17 protein-coding genes are annotated in these 20,535 nt (G+C 64.4%); 11 read left to right on the plus strand and 6 right to left on the minus strand.

Annotation, left to right across the window (positions count from 1 at the left end; all coding sequences use genetic code 11):
• Positions 1-284 precede the first annotated feature (284 nt).
• Positions 285-1,091: an MBL fold metallo-hydrolase gene (locus BIWAKO_RS17805; RefSeq protein ID WP_069879788.1), complete on the minus strand. Its 807-nt coding sequence runs from the start codon at positions 1,089-1,091 to the stop codon at positions 285-287.
• 171 nt (positions 1,092-1,262) lie between these two features.
• On the opposite strand from BIWAKO_RS17805, the gene BIWAKO_RS17810 reads away from it, so the two are divergent.
• On the plus strand, positions 1,263-1,910 hold the full coding sequence (locus tag BIWAKO_RS17810; RefSeq protein WP_176733347.1) for a dihydrofolate reductase family protein: 648 nt from the start codon (positions 1,263-1,265) through the stop codon (positions 1,908-1,910).
• Between the two features lie 25 nt (positions 1,911-1,935).
• Here the strand turns inward: BIWAKO_RS17810 and BIWAKO_RS17815 are convergent, their stop codons facing one another.
• Positions 1,936-2,370, minus strand: a complete 435-nt coding sequence (locus BIWAKO_RS17815; RefSeq protein WP_043233394.1) for an Lrp/AsnC family transcriptional regulator — start codon at positions 2,368-2,370, stop codon at positions 1,936-1,938.
• A 130-nt stretch (positions 2,371-2,500) separates the two neighbouring features.
• Between BIWAKO_RS17815 and BIWAKO_RS17820 the strand changes: the two genes are divergently transcribed.
• On the plus strand, positions 2,501-3,412 hold the full coding sequence (locus BIWAKO_RS17820) for a DMT family transporter (protein WP_069879789.1): 912 nt from the start codon (positions 2,501-2,503) through the stop codon (positions 3,410-3,412).
• 182 nt (positions 3,413-3,594) lie between these two features.
• Here BIWAKO_RS17820 and BIWAKO_RS17825 read toward each other — a convergent pair whose 3' ends face one another.
• The gene (locus tag BIWAKO_RS17825) at positions 3,595-4,218 is read right to left on the minus strand and encodes a TetR/AcrR family transcriptional regulator (RefSeq protein WP_069879790.1); all 624 of its coding nucleotides are present in this window, start codon (positions 4,216-4,218) and stop codon (positions 3,595-3,597) included.
• Between the two features lie 83 nt (positions 4,219-4,301).
• Here BIWAKO_RS17825 and BIWAKO_RS17830 point away from each other — a divergent pair, with 83 nt between their 5' ends.
• Complete coding sequence (locus tag BIWAKO_RS17830; protein ID WP_141740142.1) at positions 4,302-5,225, plus strand: SDR family NAD(P)-dependent oxidoreductase; 924 nt, start codon at positions 4,302-4,304, stop codon at positions 5,223-5,225.
• 105 nt (positions 5,226-5,330) lie between these two features.
• Positions 5,331-6,983 carry an energy-dependent translational throttle protein EttA gene (gene ettA, locus BIWAKO_RS17835; protein WP_069879792.1) on the plus strand — a complete coding sequence of 551 codons (1,653 nt, stop codon included), beginning with the start codon at positions 5,331-5,333 and terminating at the stop codon, positions 6,981-6,983.
• An 83-nt stretch (positions 6,984-7,066) separates the two neighbouring features.
• On the opposite strand, the gene BIWAKO_RS17840 is transcribed toward ettA, so the two are convergent.
• Positions 7,067-8,212, minus strand: a complete 1,146-nt coding sequence (locus BIWAKO_RS17840) for an alpha-hydroxy acid oxidase (RefSeq protein ID WP_069879793.1) — start codon at positions 8,210-8,212, stop codon at positions 7,067-7,069.
• 69 nt (positions 8,213-8,281) lie between these two features.
• Positions 8,282-8,908 carry a YitT family protein gene (locus tag BIWAKO_RS17845; RefSeq protein ID WP_069879794.1) on the minus strand — a complete coding sequence of 209 codons (627 nt, stop codon included), beginning with the start codon at positions 8,906-8,908 and terminating at the stop codon, positions 8,282-8,284.
• A 122-nt stretch (positions 8,909-9,030) separates the two neighbouring features.
• On the opposite strand from BIWAKO_RS17845, the gene BIWAKO_RS17850 reads away from it, so the two are divergent.
• Both BIWAKO_RS17850 and BIWAKO_RS17855 read left to right on the plus strand, forming a co-directional pair.
• Entirely contained in the window at positions 9,031-11,229 is a 2,199-nt protein-coding gene (locus BIWAKO_RS17850; RefSeq protein WP_069879795.1) for a glycoside hydrolase family 3 N-terminal domain-containing protein, read from the plus strand.
• 130 nt (positions 11,230-11,359) lie between these two features.
• Positions 11,360-11,563 (plus strand): cold-shock protein, encoded by a 204-nt coding sequence (locus tag BIWAKO_RS17855; protein ID WP_043233603.1) that lies wholly within the window; start codon positions 11,360-11,362, stop codon positions 11,561-11,563.
• A gap of 148 nt (positions 11,564-11,711) precedes the next feature.
• Here BIWAKO_RS17855 and BIWAKO_RS17860 read toward each other — a convergent pair whose 3' ends face one another.
• Positions 11,712-12,575: a DMT family transporter gene (locus BIWAKO_RS17860; RefSeq protein WP_069882589.1), complete on the minus strand. Its 864-nt coding sequence runs from the start codon at positions 12,573-12,575 to the stop codon at positions 11,712-11,714.
• A gap of 159 nt (positions 12,576-12,734) precedes the next feature.
• Between BIWAKO_RS17860 and BIWAKO_RS17865 the strand changes: the two genes are divergently transcribed.
• The 5 genes from BIWAKO_RS17865 to BIWAKO_RS17885 all read left to right on the plus strand — a co-directional run bounded on the left by BIWAKO_RS17865 (position 12,735) and on the right by BIWAKO_RS17885 (position 20,444).
• Positions 12,735-14,084, plus strand: a complete 1,350-nt coding sequence (locus BIWAKO_RS17865) for an aminotransferase-like domain-containing protein (protein ID WP_069882590.1) — start codon at positions 12,735-12,737, stop codon at positions 14,082-14,084.
• 125 nt (positions 14,085-14,209) lie between these two features.
• Positions 14,210-15,226 (plus strand): ArsR/SmtB family transcription factor, encoded by a 1,017-nt coding sequence (locus tag BIWAKO_RS17870; RefSeq protein WP_069879796.1) that lies wholly within the window; start codon positions 14,210-14,212, stop codon positions 15,224-15,226.
• Positions 15,226-16,137, plus strand: coding sequence for a methylenetetrahydrofolate reductase [NAD(P)H] (metF, locus tag BIWAKO_RS17875; protein ID WP_141740143.1), 912 nt, complete (start codon positions 15,226-15,228; stop codon positions 16,135-16,137). The genes BIWAKO_RS17870 and metF overlap by 1 nt, the downstream gene beginning before the upstream one ends.
• 129 nt (positions 16,138-16,266) lie before the next feature.
• On the plus strand, positions 16,267-20,022 hold the full coding sequence (gene metH, locus BIWAKO_RS17880) for a methionine synthase (protein ID WP_069882591.1): 3,756 nt from the start codon (positions 16,267-16,269) through the stop codon (positions 20,020-20,022).
• On the plus strand, positions 20,022-20,444 hold the full coding sequence (locus tag BIWAKO_RS17885) for a GNAT family N-acetyltransferase (RefSeq protein WP_069879798.1): 423 nt from the start codon (positions 20,022-20,024) through the stop codon (positions 20,442-20,444). The genes metH and BIWAKO_RS17885 overlap by 1 nt, the downstream gene beginning before the upstream one ends.
• The last annotated feature ends 91 nt before the right edge of the window (positions 20,445-20,535 follow it).

A 20,535-nucleotide genomic window follows, 5' to 3' on the forward strand; every position in this document is an offset into this window, starting at 1 on the left:
GGAGGATCGGCCGACCCGCGGCGCGACTCCGATGGAGGTTCCGCTTCCTCCGCTGGAGCTGGTCTGGGAGCTTCCGTGCGACGAACGGCTTCCGCCGCGGAATTTCGCGGCTTCGGCCCCCGCTGGCAGCAACACGGCGGCCATGACGGCAATCGCGAGAACCCGGATCATGCTGCACTCCCATGAGACGGGGACAGATTGCCGCGGCGGAACGGGAGCGCAAGCAAAGCCTCTCGCCAGTCTGAGCGAGGGGTTAAGACGCAGCTGAAAATCGGAGAGGGCAATCAGTTTCCGGGCAGGACGATGATCGTCGGCTTGGGCGGCAGCGTAGCCTTGCTAATCGTGATCTCGGCCTCGGCCCGGCGTTCGACGGGCCAGAGATCCTGGGAGCGCGCGAGAAAACGACTGAGGCTCGAGCCGCCGAAGAAATGCATCGGGATCATCACCTTGGCCTGCACCGATTTCAGCACCTCGATCATCCCTTCCTGATCGAGCGTATAGCTGCCATCGACCGGGAAGAGCACAACGTCGACGCGGCCGAGCGCGCGCAGATGGCCAGGTTCGAGCGGGTGGTGCAGATGCCCGAGATGGGCGATGCAGAGATCCCCGATCTCGAACACGAACATCGAGTTGCCGTCGAAATCGGTCGAGCCGGAATAGGAGCGGATATTGGTCGGCACGTTGCGTACGCGGATGTCGCCGAGCGTGACGTCGTGCTTCGCGGCGCCCTTGCCGGCAGGGTCCCAGCCGGGCAGGACCTGCTTGATGGCGGGATCAGGATTGCGCGAATTGTGGGTCGAATGCGCCTTGTTCATCGTCGCGATATCCGGCGTTTCGCGCGGCCGGATGTAGTCGTTGTAGTCGGTGGCGGCCTTTACGCCGCCGGGCGTCTCGATCAGGAAGGTGGCGTGGCCGACGAAGGTCAGCCGGACCTCGTCCTTGGCGAGTGCCGCGCGCTGGATCGGCAGGCGGAGGCTTGCCATCTCCGGGCGGCAGCCGGGCTCGTCGGATTGGGCTTGCGCCGGCGCCAGGCACGCCAGCGTCGCGAGCAATCCGAAGACGGCTCGGCCTAGCGTCGTCGACAGTCTCATGAACTTCGCTCCCGCTGCGTTCCCGCAGCCAAGGTTTAGGCAAAATTTCCGGCTGCGAAAGCCAGGCTGTCAGTTTCGTGACAATCGTTCGACCGGGACGACCGGTTGTATATCAGGATCGGTTATGGCAAGAATCCGATATCGTTTTGCAACTGGTTTGGAGTGATCGCCATGACGAGGCTGGTGGTTCGCGGGTTTTCGATCTCGCTGGACGGCTACGGTGCCGGACCCAGCCAGGATATCGACAATCCGCTCGGCGTGAACGGTGCGAAACTGCATCGCTGGGCGTTCGGCACGCGCACTTTCCGGGAGATGTTCGGGCAGGAAGGTGGCGAAACCGGCGTCGATGACGATTTTGCCGCGCGCGGCTTTGCCAATATCGGCGCCTGGATCATGGGCCGGAACATGTTCGGGCCGATCCGGGGACAATGGCCGGACGAGACCTGGAAAGGCTGGTGGGGGGACAATCCGCCCTATCACGTTCCGGTCTTCGTACTGACCCATCATGCGCGCGCCCCGATCGAGATGGCGGGCGGCACGACGTTTCACTTCGTCACCGATGGGCCGGAGGCGGCACTCGAACGCGCCAGGGAAGCCGCGGGTGGCAAGGACATCAGGCTCGGCGGTGGCGTTGCGACGATCCGGCACTATCTGCGCGCGGGGGCCATCGACGAGATGCATCTCGCGGTCTCGCCGATCCTGCTCGGCACCGGCGAGAACCTCTTCATTGATCTCGACCTGCCGGCATTGGGCTATACCAGTACGCAGCACAGTGCGACGCCCGCCGCCACACATGTTGTCGTGACCAGGCGACCCTGATCAATCGCGGCGCGGAGCCTGCACCTCATAGCGGCGGCAGCCGCCGCTTCACCGGCTGGCTCTTTACAATGGCCGAACTGGTCTCGGCCTTGTCGGCGATCCGGTCGAGGATCTGGTCGAGCTGTTCGATGGAACGCAGATGCAGCCGGCCGATGAAGCAGTCATCGCCGGTGACCTTGTCGCATTCCGAGAATTCCGGGATCTCCTCGATCAGCTGCTGGACCGCGTGCAATTTGCCGGGGAGGGGGCGGATCCGGACGATCGCCTGCAATTGGTAGCCGATCGCATGGGGATCGATGTCAACGGTGAAGGCGCGGATCACGCCGCGCTCTTCCAGCCGTCGAAGCCGCTCGGAGACGCTCGGCGAAGACAAGTTGACCCGCTGAGCCAGCTCCTTCAGGGAGATGCGGGCATCCCCGGCCAGAATGTCGATAATGTTCCGGTCCAGCTCGTCGATCATATGGTTATCAGGTCTCCTGAGGTTGGTTCCTTACAATGTGAGGCATTCTCTCTGATTTGTCTCATTCAATCCATAGAACGCGAGATTCCGTCATCCTATCATTCGGCTTCATTCCCGGGTGGAGGCCATAATGACGGACCATAGGCGCGGCGTGGCCGAGATGACGGCCGCCATGACGATCTCGGGCACGATCGGCTGGTTCGTGGTTCGCTCCGGCCAGCCGGTGATGGATGTGGTGTTCTGGCGCTGCGTTTTCGGTGCCGCGACCCTGTTGATCGTCTGCGGAGCTCTGGGGCTGCTTCGGCGCGGCGCGATGACCGGTCGCCAGCTCGCACTCGCCGTGATAGGCGGCGTTGCCGTCGTCCTGAACTGGCTGCTGCTGTTCTCGGCCTATTCGCGCGCTTCGATCTCGGTTGCGACGGTGGTCTACAACACCCAGCCCTTCATGCTCGTGGGACTCGGCGCACTACTGTTTGCCGAACGACTGACCGTCACGAAGCTGTTCTGGCTCGCGATCTCCTTTACCGGCATGGTGCTGATCGTGCAGGCGAAGCCGGGCGCGGGGGCGGTTGGTTCCGATTATCTCACGGGCATCGCCATGGCACTCGGCGCGGCCTTCTTCTACGCGCTGGCCGCTATCGTGGCGAAGGCGCTGAAGGGCGTTGCGCCCTATCTGATCGTGCTGGTCCAGGTCCTGGTCGGGATCGCGATGCTCACTCCCTTCGCCAGCCTGGCGCAGTTGCCCGCCGGCGCGGAGACCTGGGCGCTGCTTGGCACGCTCGGCGTCGTCCATACCGGGCTGATGTTCGTGCTGCTCTATATGGCGATCCAGCGGTTGCCGACGACGCTGACCGGCGCGCTATCCTTCATCTATCCGATCGTCGCGATCATCGTCGATCTGACGGCCTTCGGCCACCAGCCGCAGATTCTCCAGATCATCGGAGCCGCTGCGATCCTGATCGCCGCGGCGGGCATGACGCTCGGCTGGGTGCCGTGGCGGCGGTCTGATGCGACCCCGATCGTACGGCTTCCGGCCGAATAGACGCAGCAACCGCATCTGCGCAGCGCGAGTATGGCAGCCGCATGGAGCGTCTGTCCGGTGACCAAAACGGAGCGGGAAAGGCTAGATCATCGGACCGGATATCGTATCCGGTGCGATGATCTAACCATCTGTGATGGCATCGGCTTTCCCGGAAACCGCAATCCACTTTTCGGGCCGATGCTTTAAGCGTCCACTGGCTGTTCCCGATCAGGCCGGTACATAGCCAGCAGTTGCGGCAGCATATCCTCGATGGCGGCCGCCACTGCAGCGGGGCCGCCGAGCTTCCCGTCCAGGGCGAGATGGGCGAAGCCGTGCACGAGCGACCAGGCTCCCATGGCCGCAAGCGCTACGTGCGGCGAGGAGACATCCCGGCCGAGGCAGACGGCCATGGCGCGCTCCAGTTCATGGCGTGCCGTCTCACCAACCTGCTTCAGATGCTCATTGCCATCGTCGAGACGGTCCTTGCGGAACATCAGAGCAAACCGACCTGGGAAAGCGACGGCGAACCGGACATAGCCGGTTCCCTGCCCGTGCAACCGGGCGAGCGGATCAATGCCTCCTTCCGCTTCGCCTGCTCTCAGGAAGGCGATCAGCTCCTCGAAACCGCGAATGGCGACTTCCGTGAGGAGGCCGGAGACACTGCCGAAATGATGCGCGGGGGCGCCTGCCGAGACGCCTGCACGCCGTGCCGCCTCGCGCAGGCTGAACCCGTCAAGGCCGCGCTCGATCAGGATCCGGTCGGTGGCTGACACAAGCGCATCGCGCAGGTCGCCATGATGGTAGCCGCTCTTCGATGCCGGATTCATATCGCCTCTATCTTGACGGTGTTCAAATTATTGCCTACCCATCTGATCGCTGTTCAGATTAGCGGAATGAAGGAGATTAGGCCATGGAAACCAGACACATCACGCGTCGGCTTGCAATTGCTGGCTCCGGATTGGGAATGGCCGTCGGGGCGGCGGCCGGCCTTGCGGGTGGCGCAATGCTCGGGGCCGCGGCGGCGGCGCCGGCGCCGGTCGTTCTGGATGGTCGTCGTCGCTTTGAAAACAAGGTCGTGCTCGTCACGGGAGGGACCTCCGGCATTGGCCGCGCGGCCGCGGAGGCCTTCGCTGCCGAAGGCGGAAAGGTCGCCTTCTGTGGTCGGCGCGAGGCGCTTGGCCAAGAGGTCGAGCGTGGCATCAGGGCGGCCGGCGGAGAGGCGTTCTACATCCGCGCCGACATCCGCAGGGAGGACGATGTCCGACGGTTCGTCGAGAGCGCCGTTACCCGATACGGCGGTTTGCACGTTGCCTTCAACAATGCCGGGATCACGCTTCAGAAGCCCCTGCATAGCTACGAGGTGGCGGAGTTCGACGACATTCTGAGCACCAACCTGCGCGGCGTGTTCCTGGCGATGAAGTACCAGATCCCGCACATGATGTCGGCGGGCGGACAGATCGTCGTGACCTCATCGACGGTGGCCACGACATGCCGCGAGAGCCAATCCGCCTATGTCGCCAGCAAGGCGGCGTTGACGGGGCTCGTGCGCGCTGCGGCGCTCGACTATGTCAAGCACGGCATCAGAGTGAACGCCCTTCTGCCGGGGACGACCGATACCGAACTGGTCCGCGGCGTCGCCGGCATGATGGCTGCGCCCGACGCCGTCTGGCAGATCGGCGGAGCGCAATGGGCCAAGGACAATATCCCGACCATTGGTCGGATGGCGACGGCGCGGGAAATGGCCGCTGTCGCGCTCGACCTGGCGGCCGCGACCCACCCTTATCTGACGGGCGCTTCGATCGTCGTCGACGGAGCGATGACGCTGCGGGCATGAGGGAGTTGACGACGGGCGGTTGCAGCAAGCGGCCAGCCTCGCTACATACGCGGCACTCTTCCCGAAAGCCCCGGCGCGATCAGTCCGAAGCGGAGCCGCACATCCATGTCCCGTCAGTTCATCTACCATATGCGCGGCCTGTCGAAGACCTATCCGGGCGGCAAGCAGGTGCTGAAGGACATCCATCTGTCGTTCTATCCGGACGCGAAGATCGGTGTGCTCGGCGTCAACGGCGCCGGTAAGTCGACCTTGCTCAAGATCATGGCAGGCTACGACAAGGAATGGACCGGCGAGGCCTGGGTGGCCGAGGGCGCCCGCGTCGGCTACCTGCCGCAGGAGCCCAAGCTCGATGAGAGCCTGAACGTGCGCGACAACGTGATGCTCGGCGTCGCGCCGCAGAAGGCGATCCTCGACCGCTACAACGAGCTCGCGATGAACTACTCGGACGAGACTGCGGACGAGATGACCAAGCTCCAGGACGAGATCGAGGCCAAGGGCCTGTGGGATCTCGATTCCAAGGTCGACCAGGCGATGGATGCGTTGCGCTGCCCGCCCGACGACTGGGAGGTCTCCAAGCTCTCGGGCGGCGAACGCCGCCGTGTCGCGCTCTGCAAGCTCCTGCTCGAGCAGCCGGAACTGCTGCTGCTCGACGAACCGACCAACCATCTCGACGCCGAAACCACCGCCTGGCTCGAAGGCCATTTGCGGACCTATCCGGGCGCGATCCTGATCGTCACCCACGATCGCTACTTCCTCGACAATGTCACGAGCTGGATTCTCGAGCTCGATCGTGGCCAGGGCATTCCCTACGAGGGGAACTACTCCGCCTGGTCGGTGCAGAAGCAGAAGCGCCTCGCCCAGGAGGGCCGGGAGGACGTCTCGCGCCAGAAGACGCTGGAACGCGAGCAGGAATGGATTTCGGCTTCGCCCAAGGCGCGCCAGGCCAAGAGCAAGGCCCGCATCCAGCGCTATGACGAACTGGTGCAGAAGGCCTCGAACAAGGGGCCGGATACCGCGCAGATCGTCATCCCGATCGCCGAGCGCCTCGGCAACAATGTCGTCGATTTCGACAACCTGTCGAAGGGCTTCCAAGACAAGCTGCTGATCGACGGGCTGTCCTTCAAGCTGCCGCCGGGCGGCATCGTCGGCATCATCGGACCGAACGGCGCCGGCAAGACCACGCTGTTCCGGATGATCACGGGACAGGAGAAGCCGGATTCCGGCTCGATCACCATCGGCGAGAGCGTCAAGCTCGGCTATGTCGACCAGAGCCGCGACTCGCTGGACGACAAGAAGAACGTCTGGGAGGAAATCTCAGGCGGCAACGACATCCTCTATCTCGGCAAGCGTGAGGTGAATTCGCGCGCCTATTGCTCGACTTTCAACTTCAAGGGCGGCGACCAGCAGAAGAAGGTCGGATCGCTCTCGGGTGGTGAGCGCAACCGCGTCCATCTTGCCAAGATGCTGAAATCGGGCGCCAACGTCCTGCTGCTCGACGAGCCGACCAACGATCTCGACGTCGACACGCTGCGCGCGCTCGAAGAGGCGCTGGAGGATTACGCCGGCTGCGCCGTGATCATCAGCCACGATCGCTGGTTCCTCGACCGTATCGCGACCCATATCCTCGCCTTCGAAGGCGACAGCCATGTCGAATGGTTCGAGGGCAATTTTGCCGATTACGAGGAAGACAAGAAGCGCCGGCTGGGGATCGATTCCACGATCCCGAAGCGGATTCAGTACAAGAAGTTCTCGCGCTGATCTTCTGAGCCTCGAGGACAAAAGGCCCGCGCTCCTGAAAGGGGCGCGGGCCTTTCCATCGGGGCTGCCGATCTGGACGAGGCTCAGGCCTTGCCCTTCACCAGGATGTTCCCGTCGACCTGCTGGATGTCGCGCAGGCCGCAGAGCGCCATGGTGACGTCGAGCTCCTTGCGGATGATGTCGAGGCAGCGCGTCACGCCTTCCTCGCCCATGGCGCCGAGGCCGTAAAGGAAGGCGCGGCCGATCATCACGCCCCGGGCGCCGAGCGCCACCGCCTTGATCACATCCTGCCCGGAGCGGATGCCGCCATCCATCAGGACTTCCATGCGCCCGCCGACCTGCTCGACGATGCCCGGCAGCGCCGCGATCGAGGAGACGGCGCCGTCGAGCTGGCGGCCGCCATGGTTCGAGACGATCAGCGCGTCCGCACCGCTCCTGGCGGCGAGTTCTGCATCCTCCGGATCGAGAATACCCTTCAGGATCAGTTTGCCGCCCCAGCGATCCTTGATCCACCTCACATCGTCCCAGCTCAGCGCCGGATCGAACTGTTCGGCCGTCCAGGAGGAGAGCGATGAGAGGTCGCCGACACCCTTGGCGTGGCCGACGATGTTTCCAAAGGTGCGGCGCTTGGTGCCGAGCATGCCAAGGCACCAGCGCGGCTTGGTCGCGAGGTTGATCAGATTGGCGATCGTCGGCTTCGGCGGGGCGGAGAGCCCGTTGCGGATATCCTTGTGGCGCTGGCCGAGGATCTGGAGATCGAGCGTCAGGACCAGCGCCGAGCAGCGTGCTGCCTTGGCGCGGTCGATCAGGCGGTTGATGAAGTCGCGATCCTTCATCACGTAAAGCTGGAACCAGAACGGCGCGTCGGTGTTCTCGGCGACATCCTCGATCGAGCAGATGCTCATGGTCGAGAGCGTGAAAGGGACGCCGGCCTTGGCTGCGGCGCGGGCGGCGAGGATTTCGCCGTCGGCGTGCTGCATGCCGGTGAGACCGGTGGGGGCGAGCGCAACCGGCATCGTCGCGGCCTGGCCTGCCAGCGTGGTCGCCAGCGTGCGGTTGGTCATGTTGACGGCGACGCGCTGGCGCAGCTTGATGGCGGCGAAGTCGGCCTCGTTGGCGCGATAGGTGCCCTCGGTCCAGGCGCCGGAATCGGCGTAGTCGTAGAACATGCGCGGCACCCGGCGCTGGGCCAGGATGCGCAGGTCTTCGATGGTCAAGGGCTGGGACATGTCGGCCGGCTCCGCATTTTCGCTCCTGACCGCTCGGTCGCATGGAACCCTGCCGCAGGCAACCGCCCGCTACGTGACCCCGCTATACCGGCCGGGCTTATGATTGACCGCCAGGATCAGGTTGAGCACCGCAGCTCCCAGTAGCGAAATCAGCACTTTCTCCAGTGGCAGCATGAAGAGCGCGCAGACAAGGATCAGCGCGTCGATGCCCAGCTGAAACCAGCCTGCGCGGATATCGTGCTTCTCCTGCAGGTAGAGTGCGAGGATGTTGACGCCGCCCAGCCCGGTGCGATGGCGAAACAGCGCAAGGACGCCAAGACCCATCAGGCTGCCGCCGGCCACCGCGGCATAGATCGGGTCCACGGTTGCGATCACCATCCAGCCGGGCGTGAACCAGGTGAAGAGCGAGACGAGCCCGACCGCGATGAAGGTCCGTAACGCGAAGCGCCAGCCCATGCGGCGGACCGCGAGCCAATAGAATGGGAGGTTGATGGCGAAGAAGAGCAGGCCGAAATTGATCCCGGTGGCAAGCTGGAACAGCAATGCCAGTCCTGCCGCTCCGCTCGTGAGCAGGGTCGCCTTGGTGTAGAGGCTGATGCCGATGCTGACGAGCAATGTGCCGAGCAGCATGGCGAAGACGTCTTCGTAAAAGCGATGGCGCTCGGTCGGTGGGGCTGAGGTCGCCGCGTCGCTCATGATGGATGTCCGGCTGGGTTGAAGGGGCTTTGGTCGTCGTGCGCGACGATGCAACGGTTGAGCCACGCCGGTTGATCCTGTAGGGCCGGATCATCCCTACCGCCACCCTGCGAGATTTCCTCATGATTCTGCGGCTCGCCGCTGCGCTCTGCCTGACGCTCCTTGCCCATGCCGCGCCGGCACAGGACACCGTTGCCTGGAAAACCGGGCGCGAGGCGAAGCTCATCGAGACGCGCATCGAGGCGCTGCTCAAGACGATGACGCTCGACGAGAAGGTCGGTCAGCTGCATCTCTCGGGACGTGGCGAGGGGTTCAACGCCGCCCGCATCCGCGAAGGCCGGATGGGCGGGGTGATGAACTTCGTCGTGCCGCAGGAGGTTGCGGATGTCCAGAAGGCGGCGCGCGAATCCCGGCTGAAGATCCCGCTGATCATCGGTCTCGATGCCGTCCACGGCTTTTCGACCTATTTTCCGCTACCGCTTGGCCAGGCTTCGACCTGGAATCCGGAGCTGATCGAGGAGGCGGCCTATTGGACGGGGCGTGAAGCGCGCGCCGCCGGCATCCAATGGACCTTTGCGCCGATGGTCGACATCTCGCGTGATCCGCGTTGGGGCCGCGTCCTCGAAGGGGCGGGGGAGGACGCCTATTTCGGATCCATCGTCGCTGCCGCGCGCACGCATGGCTATCAGCGCGGCGGGGTGGCGACGACCGTCAAGCATTTCGTCGGTTATGGTGCGGGCGAAGCCGGGCGTGACTACAACTCGACCTGGATCCCGACCAGCCAGCTCTTCGATCTCTACCTGCCGCCGTTCAAGGCCTCGTTCGAGGCTGGTTCGATGACCGCAATGGCGGCGTTCAATGCGCTGAACGGCGTCCCGACCACCGCCCATGGCGGGCTGCTGACCGGGCTGCTGCGCCAGACCTGGGGATTCAAGGGTTTCGTTGTCTCGGATTTCGGCTCAATCACCGAACTCAGACTGCACGGCATTGCCAAGGACGATGCCGAGGCTGCGCGCAAGGCGCTGCTGGCCGGCATCGATATGGACATGATGGGTGACGTCTATGACAAGCACCTGGCAGCCGAGGTGAAGGCTGGTCGCGTCTCGGTGAGGATGCTCGACGAGGCGGTGCGCCGGGTGTTGCGCGTCAAGTTCCACCTGGGTCTGTTCGAGCGGCCCGATGTCGACCCGGCCGCTGCTCCGGCTCTGATGCAGACGCAGGAGGCGCGCGAGGTCGCGCTGCGCGCCGCGCGCGAAGGCATCATCCTGCTCAAGAACGCCAACGAAGCCCTGCCTATCGCGTCCTCCGTCAAGCGGCTCGCCGTGATCGGCGCCATGGCCGTGCCGGAGGCCGAACGGGTCTGGACCGATCCGGCCGGGCTCGGACGGCGCGCCATCCAGTCCTTGCCCGACGCGTTGAAGGAGCGTGTCCAGGCCGGGGTCGAGGTCGTCTACGAGCCGGCCTTCACAAAGAACTGCGGCACGGAGTTCGCGGACAAGGAGGCAGCGCTGCGCGCGGCTGCGGCGAGCGATCTCGTCATCGCCATGCTCGGCGAGGATTGCGAGTTCATCGGGGAGGGCGCCTCGCGCGCGAATCTCGGCCTGCCCGGCGTGCAGCAGGAACTGCTCGAGGCACTCGTCGCGACGGGCAAGCCGGTCGTGCTGGTGCTGGCCACTGGCCGCCCGCTGGTCCTCACCTGGGCCGACACCCATGTCGCTGCGATCGTGCAGACCTTCCACGGTGGCACCGAGGGGCGGACCGCGATCGCCGAAGTCCTGACTGGAGCGGCGAATCCGGCAGGCCGCACGCCGATGAGCTATCCGCGCTCGGTCGGACAGATCCCGATCTACTACAACCATCTCCCGACGGGGCGGCCGCAGAAGATCCGGCAGCGCTACGAGTCGATCTACATGGATGAGAAGAACGAGCCGCTTTATCCCTTCGGCTTCGGTCTTTCCTACTCTCGCTTCACCTATGCCAATCCGCGCGTCGACCGCTCGCGCATAGCGATGAATGGCATCGCAGAAATCTCGGTCGACGTGACCAATACCGGCTTGCGCGACGGCCAGGAAGTGACGCAGCTTTATATCCGCCAGCCGGTCGCGACCCGGTCCCGACCGGTCCGTGAACTCAAGGGCTTCAACAAGCTCGCGATCAAGGCGGGCGAGACCAGGACCGTCAGTTTCAAGCTGGAGGCCCAGAAGCTGGGATATCACGACGACACGGGACGCTATGTTGTCGAGCCGGGTTTGTTCGAGGTTTATCTTGGCGGTTCCGCGTTGGCGGAGGCGAAGGCACAGTTTGAGGTGATTAAGCCATAGTCATCGCCAGACAGTCCTGCTTGACGATTGGCCTCGACATCTTTGTGTTTTCGGTCAATCCTCCTCTGGTCGGGCATTCGGATGCATGCATCCGAAGATCCGCAAGACGCTGGCTTCAGGGGATGCGGCTATGGCGACCGGAACCGTGAAATGGTTCAATACTGAGAAGGGCTTCGGATTCATTCAGCCTTCGGATGGCGGCAAGGATGTGTTCGTACACATCACAGCCGTGAAAGAAGCGGGCCTGATGACTCTGACGGAAGGACAGAAAGTCTCGTTCGATCTGAAAACCGAACGCGGCAAAACGGCGGCAGGCTCGCTCCAGCTGCTCTGACCTCTCGGGCCTCGCGCGCTCATAGCGACCCTTGAAACGGCCGCTATGATGGGCGGTCGCGCGCGGCCCATTCACTGACGGGATGTCGGCTGGCTCCAGATCCCGCAGGTGCCGGGGTGGTTTCACGGCACGGATGACCGTGCGCTTGCTACCGTGCGAAGTGCTTGGCGCCTGCCACACAGAGACCCACGCCGGCGCTAACGGCGACCATGGGCCAGCTCACGGCCTCATGCAGCAGCAGCGCGGCGAGCATCAGCCCGAAGAAGGGCTGCAGCAATTGCAGCTGTCCGACGGCGGCGATGCCGCCTTGTGCCAGGCCACGATACCAGAACACGAACCCCACCAACATGCTGAACACCGAGACATAGGCCAGGCCGATCCAGGCCGGCCGGCCGACATCGGCAAGCGAGCCCGGAAAGGTCAATGCGCTGAGTGTGACCATGACGGGCAGGGAGAGCACCAGCGCCCAGGAAATCACCTGCCAGCCTCCGAGCTTTCGCGACAATCGCGCTCCCTCGGCGTAGCCGAGGCCGCAGATAATGACCGCGGCGAGCATCAACAGGTCTCCGACGGGGGAGGCGACAAAGCCCTGGGTCATCGCAAATCCGGCGACAAGAGAGCTGCCCAGGCAGGAGAACAGCCAGAAGACCGGGCGGGGACGTTCGCCGCCGCGCAGGACGCCGAAGCTCGCCGTTGCCAGTGGCAGAAGGCCGATGAAGACGATCGAATGGGCGGAGCTGACATGTTTCAGCGCCAGCGCCGTCAGCAACGGAAAGCCGACGACAACGCTCAGCGCGACCACGATGAGCGGGAGAAGGTCGCTCCGTTGCGGCCGCGTCTGCCGGAAGGCGAGGAGCAGGCACAGGCCCAGCAGGCCGGCGATCGCAGCGCGTGCGGCGGTCAGGAAGACAGGGTCGAGATCGACCACGGCAACACGCGTGGCAGGCAGTGAAGCGCTGAAGATCAGCACCCCGAGAAAGCCGTTGATCCAACCGCTCATGCTCTTGTCCATCAGAAAGACTCCGTTCGCGGCCTGCATTCGCCGGGATATGCGTTTTTAGCCAGAGACGGTGCATGACAGTTGGTGCAAACTGTCATGCTGTTATGGGCAATACAATTGGGTGATTGAGTGACGCTCCTGGACGATGACGCCACGCTTGTCGGACGGGTCATGCAGGCTGTTCGCCAGCGCATGGCGGGGCGGGTGCTGGCTCCGGGGGCCAGGCTGCCTTCGATCCGCGGCTTCGCCGAAACGATGGGCGTCTCGAAGTCGACGGTGGTCGAGGCCTATGACCGGCTTGCCGCGGAGGGTGCGATCCGTTCGCGCCCCGGCTCGGGCTTCTATGTCGCGGGCCATCTGCCACCCTTGTCGCTGGCGGAGATCGGCCCGCGGCTCGACCGTGCGGTCGATCCACTCTGGGTATCGCGACAATCGCTGGAGACGGGTGAGGATTTCCTGAAGCCCGGCTGCGGCTGGCTTCCCGCATCATGGTTGCCGGAGGAGATCCTGCGCAGAGCGCTGCGATCGCTTTCGCGCGCCGATGCCTCCACATTGGCCGATTATGGCACGCCTCTCGGACTTTTGCCGTTGCGCCATCTTCTCGCCCGGCGCATGGCGGAGCATGGCATCGAGGCCGGGCCGGACCAGATCGTGCTGACCGAGTCCGGAACCCAGGCCATCGACCTGCTCTGCCGCTTCCTGATCGAGCCAGGGGATACGGTGGTGGTCGACGACCCCTGCTACTTCAACTTCCAGGCCCTGCTGCGGGCTCATCGAGCCAGGGTCGTCAGTGTCCCCTATACACCGAACGGCCCGGACATCGCGCAGTTCGAGCAGGTGCTCGCCGAGCATCGGCCCCGGCTCTATGTCACCAATTCGGCATTGCACAATCCAACGGGAGCCGTGCTGTCTCCCGTGATCGCGCATCGGGTGCTCAAATTGGCCGAACAGTCCGGGCTGACGATCATCGAGGACGACATCTTCGCCGATTTCGAGTTGGAGCCGGCGCCGCGGCTTGCCGCCTTCGATGGCCTCGATCGGGTCGTGCATATCGGCAGCTTCTCCAAGACGCTGTCAGCCTCATTGCGGTGTGGCTTCATCGCAGCGCGGCGCGACTGGATCGAGGGGTTGGCCGATCTCAAGATCGCGACCTCCTTCGGAGCCAGCCGGGTCTCGGCGGAATTCGTGCTGGGCGCCTTGAAGGATGGAGCCTATCGCAAGCATATGGACGGCCTGCGCGGGCGGCTGGGTCGCGCCATGACGGAGACCTGCGCGCGGTTGCGGGCCATCGGAATCGAGCCGTGGGTGGAGCCGCGTGCCGGCATGTTCCTCTGGTGTCGCCTGCCGGACGGGCTGGATGCAGCCGAGATCGCGCAGCGTGTCCTTGCACAGAATATCGTCCTGGCTCCCGGAAATGTCTTCAGCGTGTCGCTAACGGCGGGACGATTCCTGCGCTTCAACGTCGCGCAATCGTCTGACCCGCGCATCTACACAGCGCTCGAAGCGGCGATGCGGCGCTGAGTGATGCCGACGTTGATTGAGCGGGGGGGCAGGATCTCGCTGGCGAGAGGAAGGTGCTTGCTCTTTATCTGTTTTTGACATAAAGATATCTTTATATGTTTTTTTGAGTTTCGAAGGCTGACCCTTTGCGCCAACCCACGACGTTGTCCTCGTCATCCTTGCTTGCGGGCCTGCGCGCGGCCGGCGAGGAGACACGGCTGCGCATCCTGGCTCTGTTGGCGGAGGGCGAGCTCTCCGTTTCGGATCTGACCGATATTCTCGGGCAGTCTCAGCCCCGCATTTCCCGCCATCTCAAGCTCCTGGCCGAGGCCGGGCTGGTTCGTCGCTATCGCGAGGGGGCATGGGCCTTCTTCCGGCTCGACGAGGCGGGAGCAGGCGGCGCCTTTGCGGCCTCCCTGGCTGCGTGGCTCGACCGGGCGGATCCTGAACTCGCTGCGGACCGGGAGAGGCTCGCTGCGGTTCGCTCGACGCGCGCCGAGGCGGCGCAGTCCTATTTCGCCAGCGTGGCTCGGGACTGGGACCGGCTACGCTCGCTGCATGTCCCCGACGACGCCGTCGAGGCGGCCGTCGAGGCGGCTGCCGGGGAGGGCTCTTCCGGCGCGATGCTCGACCTCGGCACGGGGACGGGCCGGATGCTGGAGCGGATCGCCCCAAAATTCGGGCGTGCCATCGGCGTCGATGCCAGTCATGCCATGCTCGCCGTGGCGCGCGCCAATCTCGAGAAGGCTGGGCTGTCCCGGGTTGAGCTGCGACAGGGCGATATTCACGCCCTGCCTTTCGCGCGCGGGTCCTTCGATCTCGTCATCATCCATCAGGTTCTGCATTTCCTCGATGACCCCGGCCGCGCACTGCGCGAGGCGGCCGCGATGCTCGCCCCCGGCGGCCGGCTGATCGTGGTCGATTTCGCGCCGCACGAGATGGAGTTCCTGCGGACCGAGCACGCGCATCGCCGGCTCGGTTTCTCGCGGGCTCAGATCGCCGGCTGGTTTGCGGAGGCGGGATTGAGCTGTGATCTCTCCGAAGAGGTGACCTCGGCCGAGGGGGCGTCCGGCCAACTCTCCGTGATGCTCTGGCGTGGACGTGACCGGCGCGTGCAGGGGGATTTCCCGCTGCGCCAGAATTCCAGTTTCGAGGTGGCTTGATGAATGCGTTTCGCCCCAGCCGGCACGGCACCCGCCGGCCCAGCGTCTCTTTCGAGTTCTTTCCTCCCAAGACTCCGGAGATGGAGACGACACTCTGGGAGAGCGTGCGCCGTCTCGAGCCGCTTGGACCGACCTTCGTGTCGGTGACCTATGGTGCCGGCGGTTCGACGCGCGAACGCACCCACAACACCGTCAAGCGCATGGTGGACGAGACCGGGCTGAAGCCGGCGGCGCACCTGACCTGCGTTTCCGCCACCTGCGCCGAGGTCGACGACGTCATCCGTTCCTATTGGGCGGCCGGCGTGCGTCATATCGTGGCGTTGCGCGGTGACCCGGCGGGTGGGCTCGGAGCGGTCTACGAGCCGCACCCGCAGGGCTATCACCAGACCTCTGATCTGGTCGCCGGGATCCGGCGCGTCGCCGATTTCGAGGTGACGGTCTCGGCCTACCCCGAAAAACATCCGGAAGCGGCCTCGCTCGATGCCGATATCGATGCCTTGAAGAAGAAGGTCGATGCCGGTGCGACCCGGGCGATCACGCAGTTCTTCTTCGATAACGACGTCTATTTCCGCTATCTCGACAAGGTCAGGGCTCGGGGGATCGACATCCCGATCCTGCCCGGAATCGTTCCCGTCCTGAATTTCAAGCAGACGGCGAGCTTCGCCACCAAGACCGGCGCGAGCGTGCCGCAATGGCTGGCCGATCGGTTCGAGGGCCTGGAAGACGACGCCGCGACGCGCCGGCTTGTGGCGGCCGCCGTTTGCGCCGAGCAGGTGCTCGACCTGATCGACCGTGGCGTCTCCGACCTGCATTTCTATACGATGAACAAGGCCGACCTGGTCTATGCGATCTGCCATTTGGTCGGCTTGAAGCCCGACAGGACCGCGCAGCAGCAGGCGGCCGCGGAGTAGCGTGCCAGCCGTCATCGGGAGCAAAGCGATCCAGCCTGTCTTCAGTGGCCTCTGGATTGCTTCGTCGCTTTGCTCCTCGCAATGACGGGAAGACCATACGAGCAGAGTTTCATGACGAAGGCGTTCGCGATGTCAGACTACAATCCCAGCCAGGTCGATGGCATCGAGATCGAGCGCGCGCTTCGCCAGTCCGCGTCCGAGCGCATCCTCGTGCTCGACGGTGCGATGGGAACGCAGATCCAGAACCTGAAGCTCTCGGAAGCAGAGTTTCGCGGCGAGCGCTTCAAGGGCTGGAACCACGATCTCAAGGGCAATAACGACCTGCTGGTTCTGACCCAGCCGGACGCCATTCGCGAAATCCACCTCGCCTATTTTCAGGCGGGAGCCGATATCGTCGAAACCAACACGTTCTCGTCGACGCAGATCGCCCAGGCTGATTACGGCATGGAGGCGCTGGCCTATGAGCTGAACGTCGCCTCGGCGAAGCTCGCGCGCGAAGCGGCGGCTCTCGCTGAGAAAGCCGATGGGCGCCGTCGCTTCGTTGCCGGCGCGATCGGGCCGACGAACCGCACGCTTTCGATCTCGCCGGATGTGAACAATCCCGGCTTCCGCGCCGTGACCTTCGATCAGGTGCGCGAATCCTATGCCGAACAGGTGCGCGGACTGATCGATGGCGGCTCGGAGCTGATCCTGGTCGAAACCATCTTCGACACGCTCAACGCCAAGGCTGCGATCGTTGCGATCGAGGAGGTCTATCGCGAGAAGGGCCTGCGCCTGCCGGTGATGATCTCCGGCACGATCACCGACCTTTCGGGGCGCACGCTCTCGGGCCAGACCACGGAGGCGTTCTGGAATGCGATCCGCCATGCCGCGCCGCTGACGGTTGGCCTCAACTGTGCGCTCGGCGCGCGTGAGATGCGGGCGCATATCAAGGATCTGTCGCGCGTTGCCGATACGCTGATCTGCGCCTATCCGAATGCCGGCCTGCCCAATGAATTCGGCATGTATGACGAAAGCCCCGAGGCGACGGCCGGCATGCTGGCCGAATTCGCCGATGCCGGACTCGTCAATGTCGTCGGCGGCTGCTGCGGCACGACGCCCGGCCATATCCGTGCGATCGCGGAAGCCGTCGCGGGCAAGCCGCCGCGCGCCGTGCCGGAGATCAAGCGCTATTTGCGGCTGGCTGGGCTCGAGCCCTTCACGCTCGACGAGACCATTCCCTTCGTCAATGTCGGCGAGCGCACCAACGTCACCGGCTCGGCCCGCTTCCGCAAGCTGGTCAAGGAAGGCGACTTCGCCGCAGCGCTGGATGTGGCGCGCGACCAGGTCGCCAATGGCGCGCAGGTCATCGACATCAACATGGACGAAGGCCTGCTCGATTCCGAGAAGGCCATGACCGAGTTCTGCAATCTGATCGCCTCGGAGCCGGATATCTCCCGCGTGCCGATCATGGTCGACTCGTCGAAGTTCCACGTTATCGAAGCCGGCCTGAAGACGATCCAGGGCAAGCCGATCGTCAATTCGATCTCGATGAAGGAAGGCGAGGAGGCGTTCCTCGAGCACGCCCGCATCTGCCGCAACTACGGTGCGGCGGTGGTGGTGATGGCCTTCGACGAGACCGGCCAGGCCGACACCTTCGAGCGCAAGATCGAGATCTGTACGCGGGCCTACAAACTCTTGACCGAGCAGATCGGTTTCCCGCCCGAGGACATCATCTTCGATCCCAACATCTTTGCCGTCGCGACCGGCATCGAGGAGCACGACAACTACGGCAACGATTTCATCGAGGCGACCAGGGCGATCCGCGAGACTCTGCCGCATGCCCATATCTCGGGCGGCGTCTCGAACCTGTCCTTCTCGTTCCGCGGCAACGAGAAGGTCCGCGAAGCGATGCATTCGGTATTCCTGTACCACTGCATCAAGGCCGGCATGGACATGGGCATCGTCAATGCGGGCCAGCTCGGCTCCTATGACGACCTCAATCCCGAACTGCGCGAGCTCTGCGAGGATGTCGTCCTCAACCGTCGCAAGGATTCGACCGAGCGACTGCTCGATGCCGCCCCGCGCTTCAAGGGCGATGGTTCGGTTGCGATTTCCGGCAAGGACATGGCCTGGCGCGACAACCCGGTCGAGAAGCGGCTGGAATACGCGCTGGTCAACGGCATCACCGCCTTCATCGACATCGATGTCGAGGAGGCTCGCGCCGCAGCCGAGAAGCCGCTCCATGTCATCGAAGGGCCGCTGATGGCCGGCATGAACGTGGTCGGTGACCTGTTCGGCGCCGGCAAGATGTTCCTGCCGCAGGTGGTGAAATCAGCCCGCGTGATGAAGCAGGCGGTGGCCTATCTCATGCCCTATATGGAGGAGGAGAAGCGCCTGAACGGTGGTTCCGAGCGTTCGGCCGCCGGCAAGGTGCTGATGGCGACGGTGAAGGGCGATGTCCATGACATCGGTAAGAACATCGTCGGCGTCGTCCTCCAGTGCAATAACTACGAGGTCATCGACCTCGGTGTGATGGTGCCGACGCAGAAGATCCTCGATGTCGCGCGCAAGGAGAAGGTCGACATCATCGGCCTCTCGGGCCTGATCACGCCTTCGCTCGACGAGATGGTCACCGTCGCGTCCGAGATGGAGCGCGAGGGTTTCGACATTCCGCTCCTGATCGGCGGCGCAACGACCAGCCGCGTGCATACGGCGGTGAAGATCCACCCAGTCTATAGCCAGGGGCAGACGGTCTATGTCACCGACGCGTCGCGCGCCGTCGGCGTCGTCTCGAGCCTGCTCTCGCAGGACCAGAAGCCGGCCTATATCGAGGGCGTCAGGGGCGAGTATGCCAAGGTCGCCGCCGCCCATCGCCGCTCCGAGGCCGACAAGCAGCGCCTGCCGCTGGCGAAGGCGCGGACGAATGCCTTCAAGGCGGATTGGGCGAACTACACCCCACCAAAGCCGAGCTTCCTCGGTACGCGCGTGTTCCGGACCTATGACATCGCCGATCTCGTGCCGGTGATCGACTGGACGCCGTTCTTCCAGACCTGGGAGATGAAGGGACGCTTCCCTGCGATCTTGCAGGACGAGAAGCAGGGCGAGGCGGCACGCGCGCTCTGGGACGATGCGCAGGCGATGCTGAAGCGCATCGTCGAGGAGCGCTGGTTTAATCCCAAGGCGGTGATCGGCTTCTGGCCGGCCAATGCCGTCGGGGATGATATCCGGCTCTATACCGGGGAGAGCCGCCAGGACACGCTCGCGACCTTCCACGGCTTGCGTCAGCAGCTTTCGAAGCGCGACGGCAAGCCGAACATGTGCATCTCGGACTTCGTCGCGCCCGAGGGCATCGAGCGGCCTGACTATATCGGCGCCTTTGTGGTGACGGCGGGAGCGGAGGAGGAGCGCATCTCCGAGAAATTCGCCCGCGACAACGACGATTACCGCTCGATCATGGTCAAGGCGCTGGCCGACCGCTTCGCCGAGGCGATGGCCGAACGCATGCACCAGCTCGTTCGCACGCAGTTCTGGGGCTATGCCCCCGACGAGAACCTCGCCAATGAGGATTTGATCCGCGAGGAATATCGCGGCATTCGGCCGGCGCCAGGCTATCCGGCCCAGCCCGACCACACCGAGAAGGAAACGCTGTTCGAGTTGCTGCAGGCCGAGCGGCGGGTCGGCGTGAAGCTGACCGAGAGCTTTGCGATGTGGCCGGGCTCCTCTGTCTCGGGGCTCTATCTGTCGCATCCGGACGCCTATTACTTCGGTGTCGCCAAGGTCGAGCGTGATCAGGTCGAGGATTACGCGGCACGCAAAGGCATGGCGATCCACGAGGTCGAGCGCTGGCTTGCGCCGATCCTCAACTACGAGCCCAGCGCCTATCGGCTCGAGGCCGCCGAGTGATGCTGCGGGCTGCTATCCCGGCCGACCTGCGGCGCATCGGCGTGATCCGGCAGGCCGTGAAGGAGAACGTGCTCAGCGACCCTTCCAAGGTCAGCGACGAGGAGGTCGCCTGGTATATGGAGCAGGCCATCTTCCTCGTCAGCGAGGAGGGCGGCGAGGTTGTCGGCTTCACCTGCGCCAACCACCAGACGGCTCTCGTCTGGGCGCTCTTCATCGCTCCCGATCACGAAGGGCACGGCCATGGTCGCGCACTCCTGGATGCGGCGCTGGAGCGGCTTGCGGAGAAGGGGCACCGGCAAGCATACCTGACGACAGGCGCGACGACCCGCGCTGCGCGCTTCTACCGCCAGCATGGCTGGCGCGACATGGGCCTTGCGCTCGACGGCCAGACCGTCTTCGTCAAGCCGCTAGGACCGGTCTAGATTCGCGTCGCCCCGGCGCTGACGTGATTGCGTCGGGCCGTTCAGCCTGAAGGCGCCCGAACTCGGTTGCGGGGACGCTGGCGATCGCGAG

Source organism: Bosea sp. BIWAKO-01, assembly GCF_001748145.1.
GTDB lineage: Bacteria > Pseudomonadota > Alphaproteobacteria > Rhizobiales > Beijerinckiaceae > Allobosea.

Coding starts and splice junctions, on each gene's coding strand:
- BIWAKO_RS17805 (WP_069879788.1), bottom strand. CDS start 1,091: ATGAGACTGTCGACGACGCTAGGCCGAGCCGTCTTCGGATTGCTCGCG.
- BIWAKO_RS17810 (WP_176733347.1), top strand. CDS start 1,263: ATGACGAGGCTGGTGGTTCGCGGGTTTTCGATCTCGCTGGACGGCTAC.
- BIWAKO_RS17815 (WP_043233394.1), bottom strand. CDS start 2,370: ATGATCGACGAGCTGGACCGGAACATTATCGACATTCTGGCCGGGGAT.
- BIWAKO_RS17820 (WP_069879789.1), top strand. CDS start 2,501: ATGACGGACCATAGGCGCGGCGTGGCCGAGATGACGGCCGCCATGACG.
- BIWAKO_RS17825 (WP_069879790.1), bottom strand. CDS start 4,218: ATGAATCCGGCATCGAAGAGCGGCTACCATCATGGCGACCTGCGCGAT.
- BIWAKO_RS17830 (WP_141740142.1), top strand. CDS start 4,302: ATGGAAACCAGACACATCACGCGTCGGCTTGCAATTGCTGGCTCCGGA.
- ettA (WP_069879792.1), top strand. CDS start 5,331: ATGTCCCGTCAGTTCATCTACCATATGCGCGGCCTGTCGAAGACCTAT.
- BIWAKO_RS17840 (WP_069879793.1), bottom strand. CDS start 8,212: ATGTCCCAGCCCTTGACCATCGAAGACCTGCGCATCCTGGCCCAGCGC.
- BIWAKO_RS17845 (WP_069879794.1), bottom strand. CDS start 8,908: ATGAGCGACGCGGCGACCTCAGCCCCACCGACCGAGCGCCATCGCTTT.
- BIWAKO_RS17850 (WP_069879795.1), top strand. CDS start 9,031: ATGATTCTGCGGCTCGCCGCTGCGCTCTGCCTGACGCTCCTTGCCCAT.
- BIWAKO_RS17855 (WP_043233603.1), top strand. CDS start 11,360: ATGGCGACCGGAACCGTGAAATGGTTCAATACTGAGAAGGGCTTCGGA.
- BIWAKO_RS17860 (WP_069882589.1), bottom strand. CDS start 12,575: ATGGACAAGAGCATGAGCGGTTGGATCAACGGCTTTCTCGGGGTGCTG.
- BIWAKO_RS17865 (WP_069882590.1), top strand. CDS start 12,735: ATGCAGGCTGTTCGCCAGCGCATGGCGGGGCGGGTGCTGGCTCCGGGG.
- metF (WP_141740143.1), top strand. CDS start 15,226: ATGAATGCGTTTCGCCCCAGCCGGCACGGCACCCGCCGGCCCAGCGTC.
- metH (WP_069882591.1), top strand. CDS start 16,267: ATGTCAGACTACAATCCCAGCCAGGTCGATGGCATCGAGATCGAGCGC.
- BIWAKO_RS17885 (WP_069879798.1), top strand. CDS start 20,022: ATGCTGCGGGCTGCTATCCCGGCCGACCTGCGGCGCATCGGCGTGATC.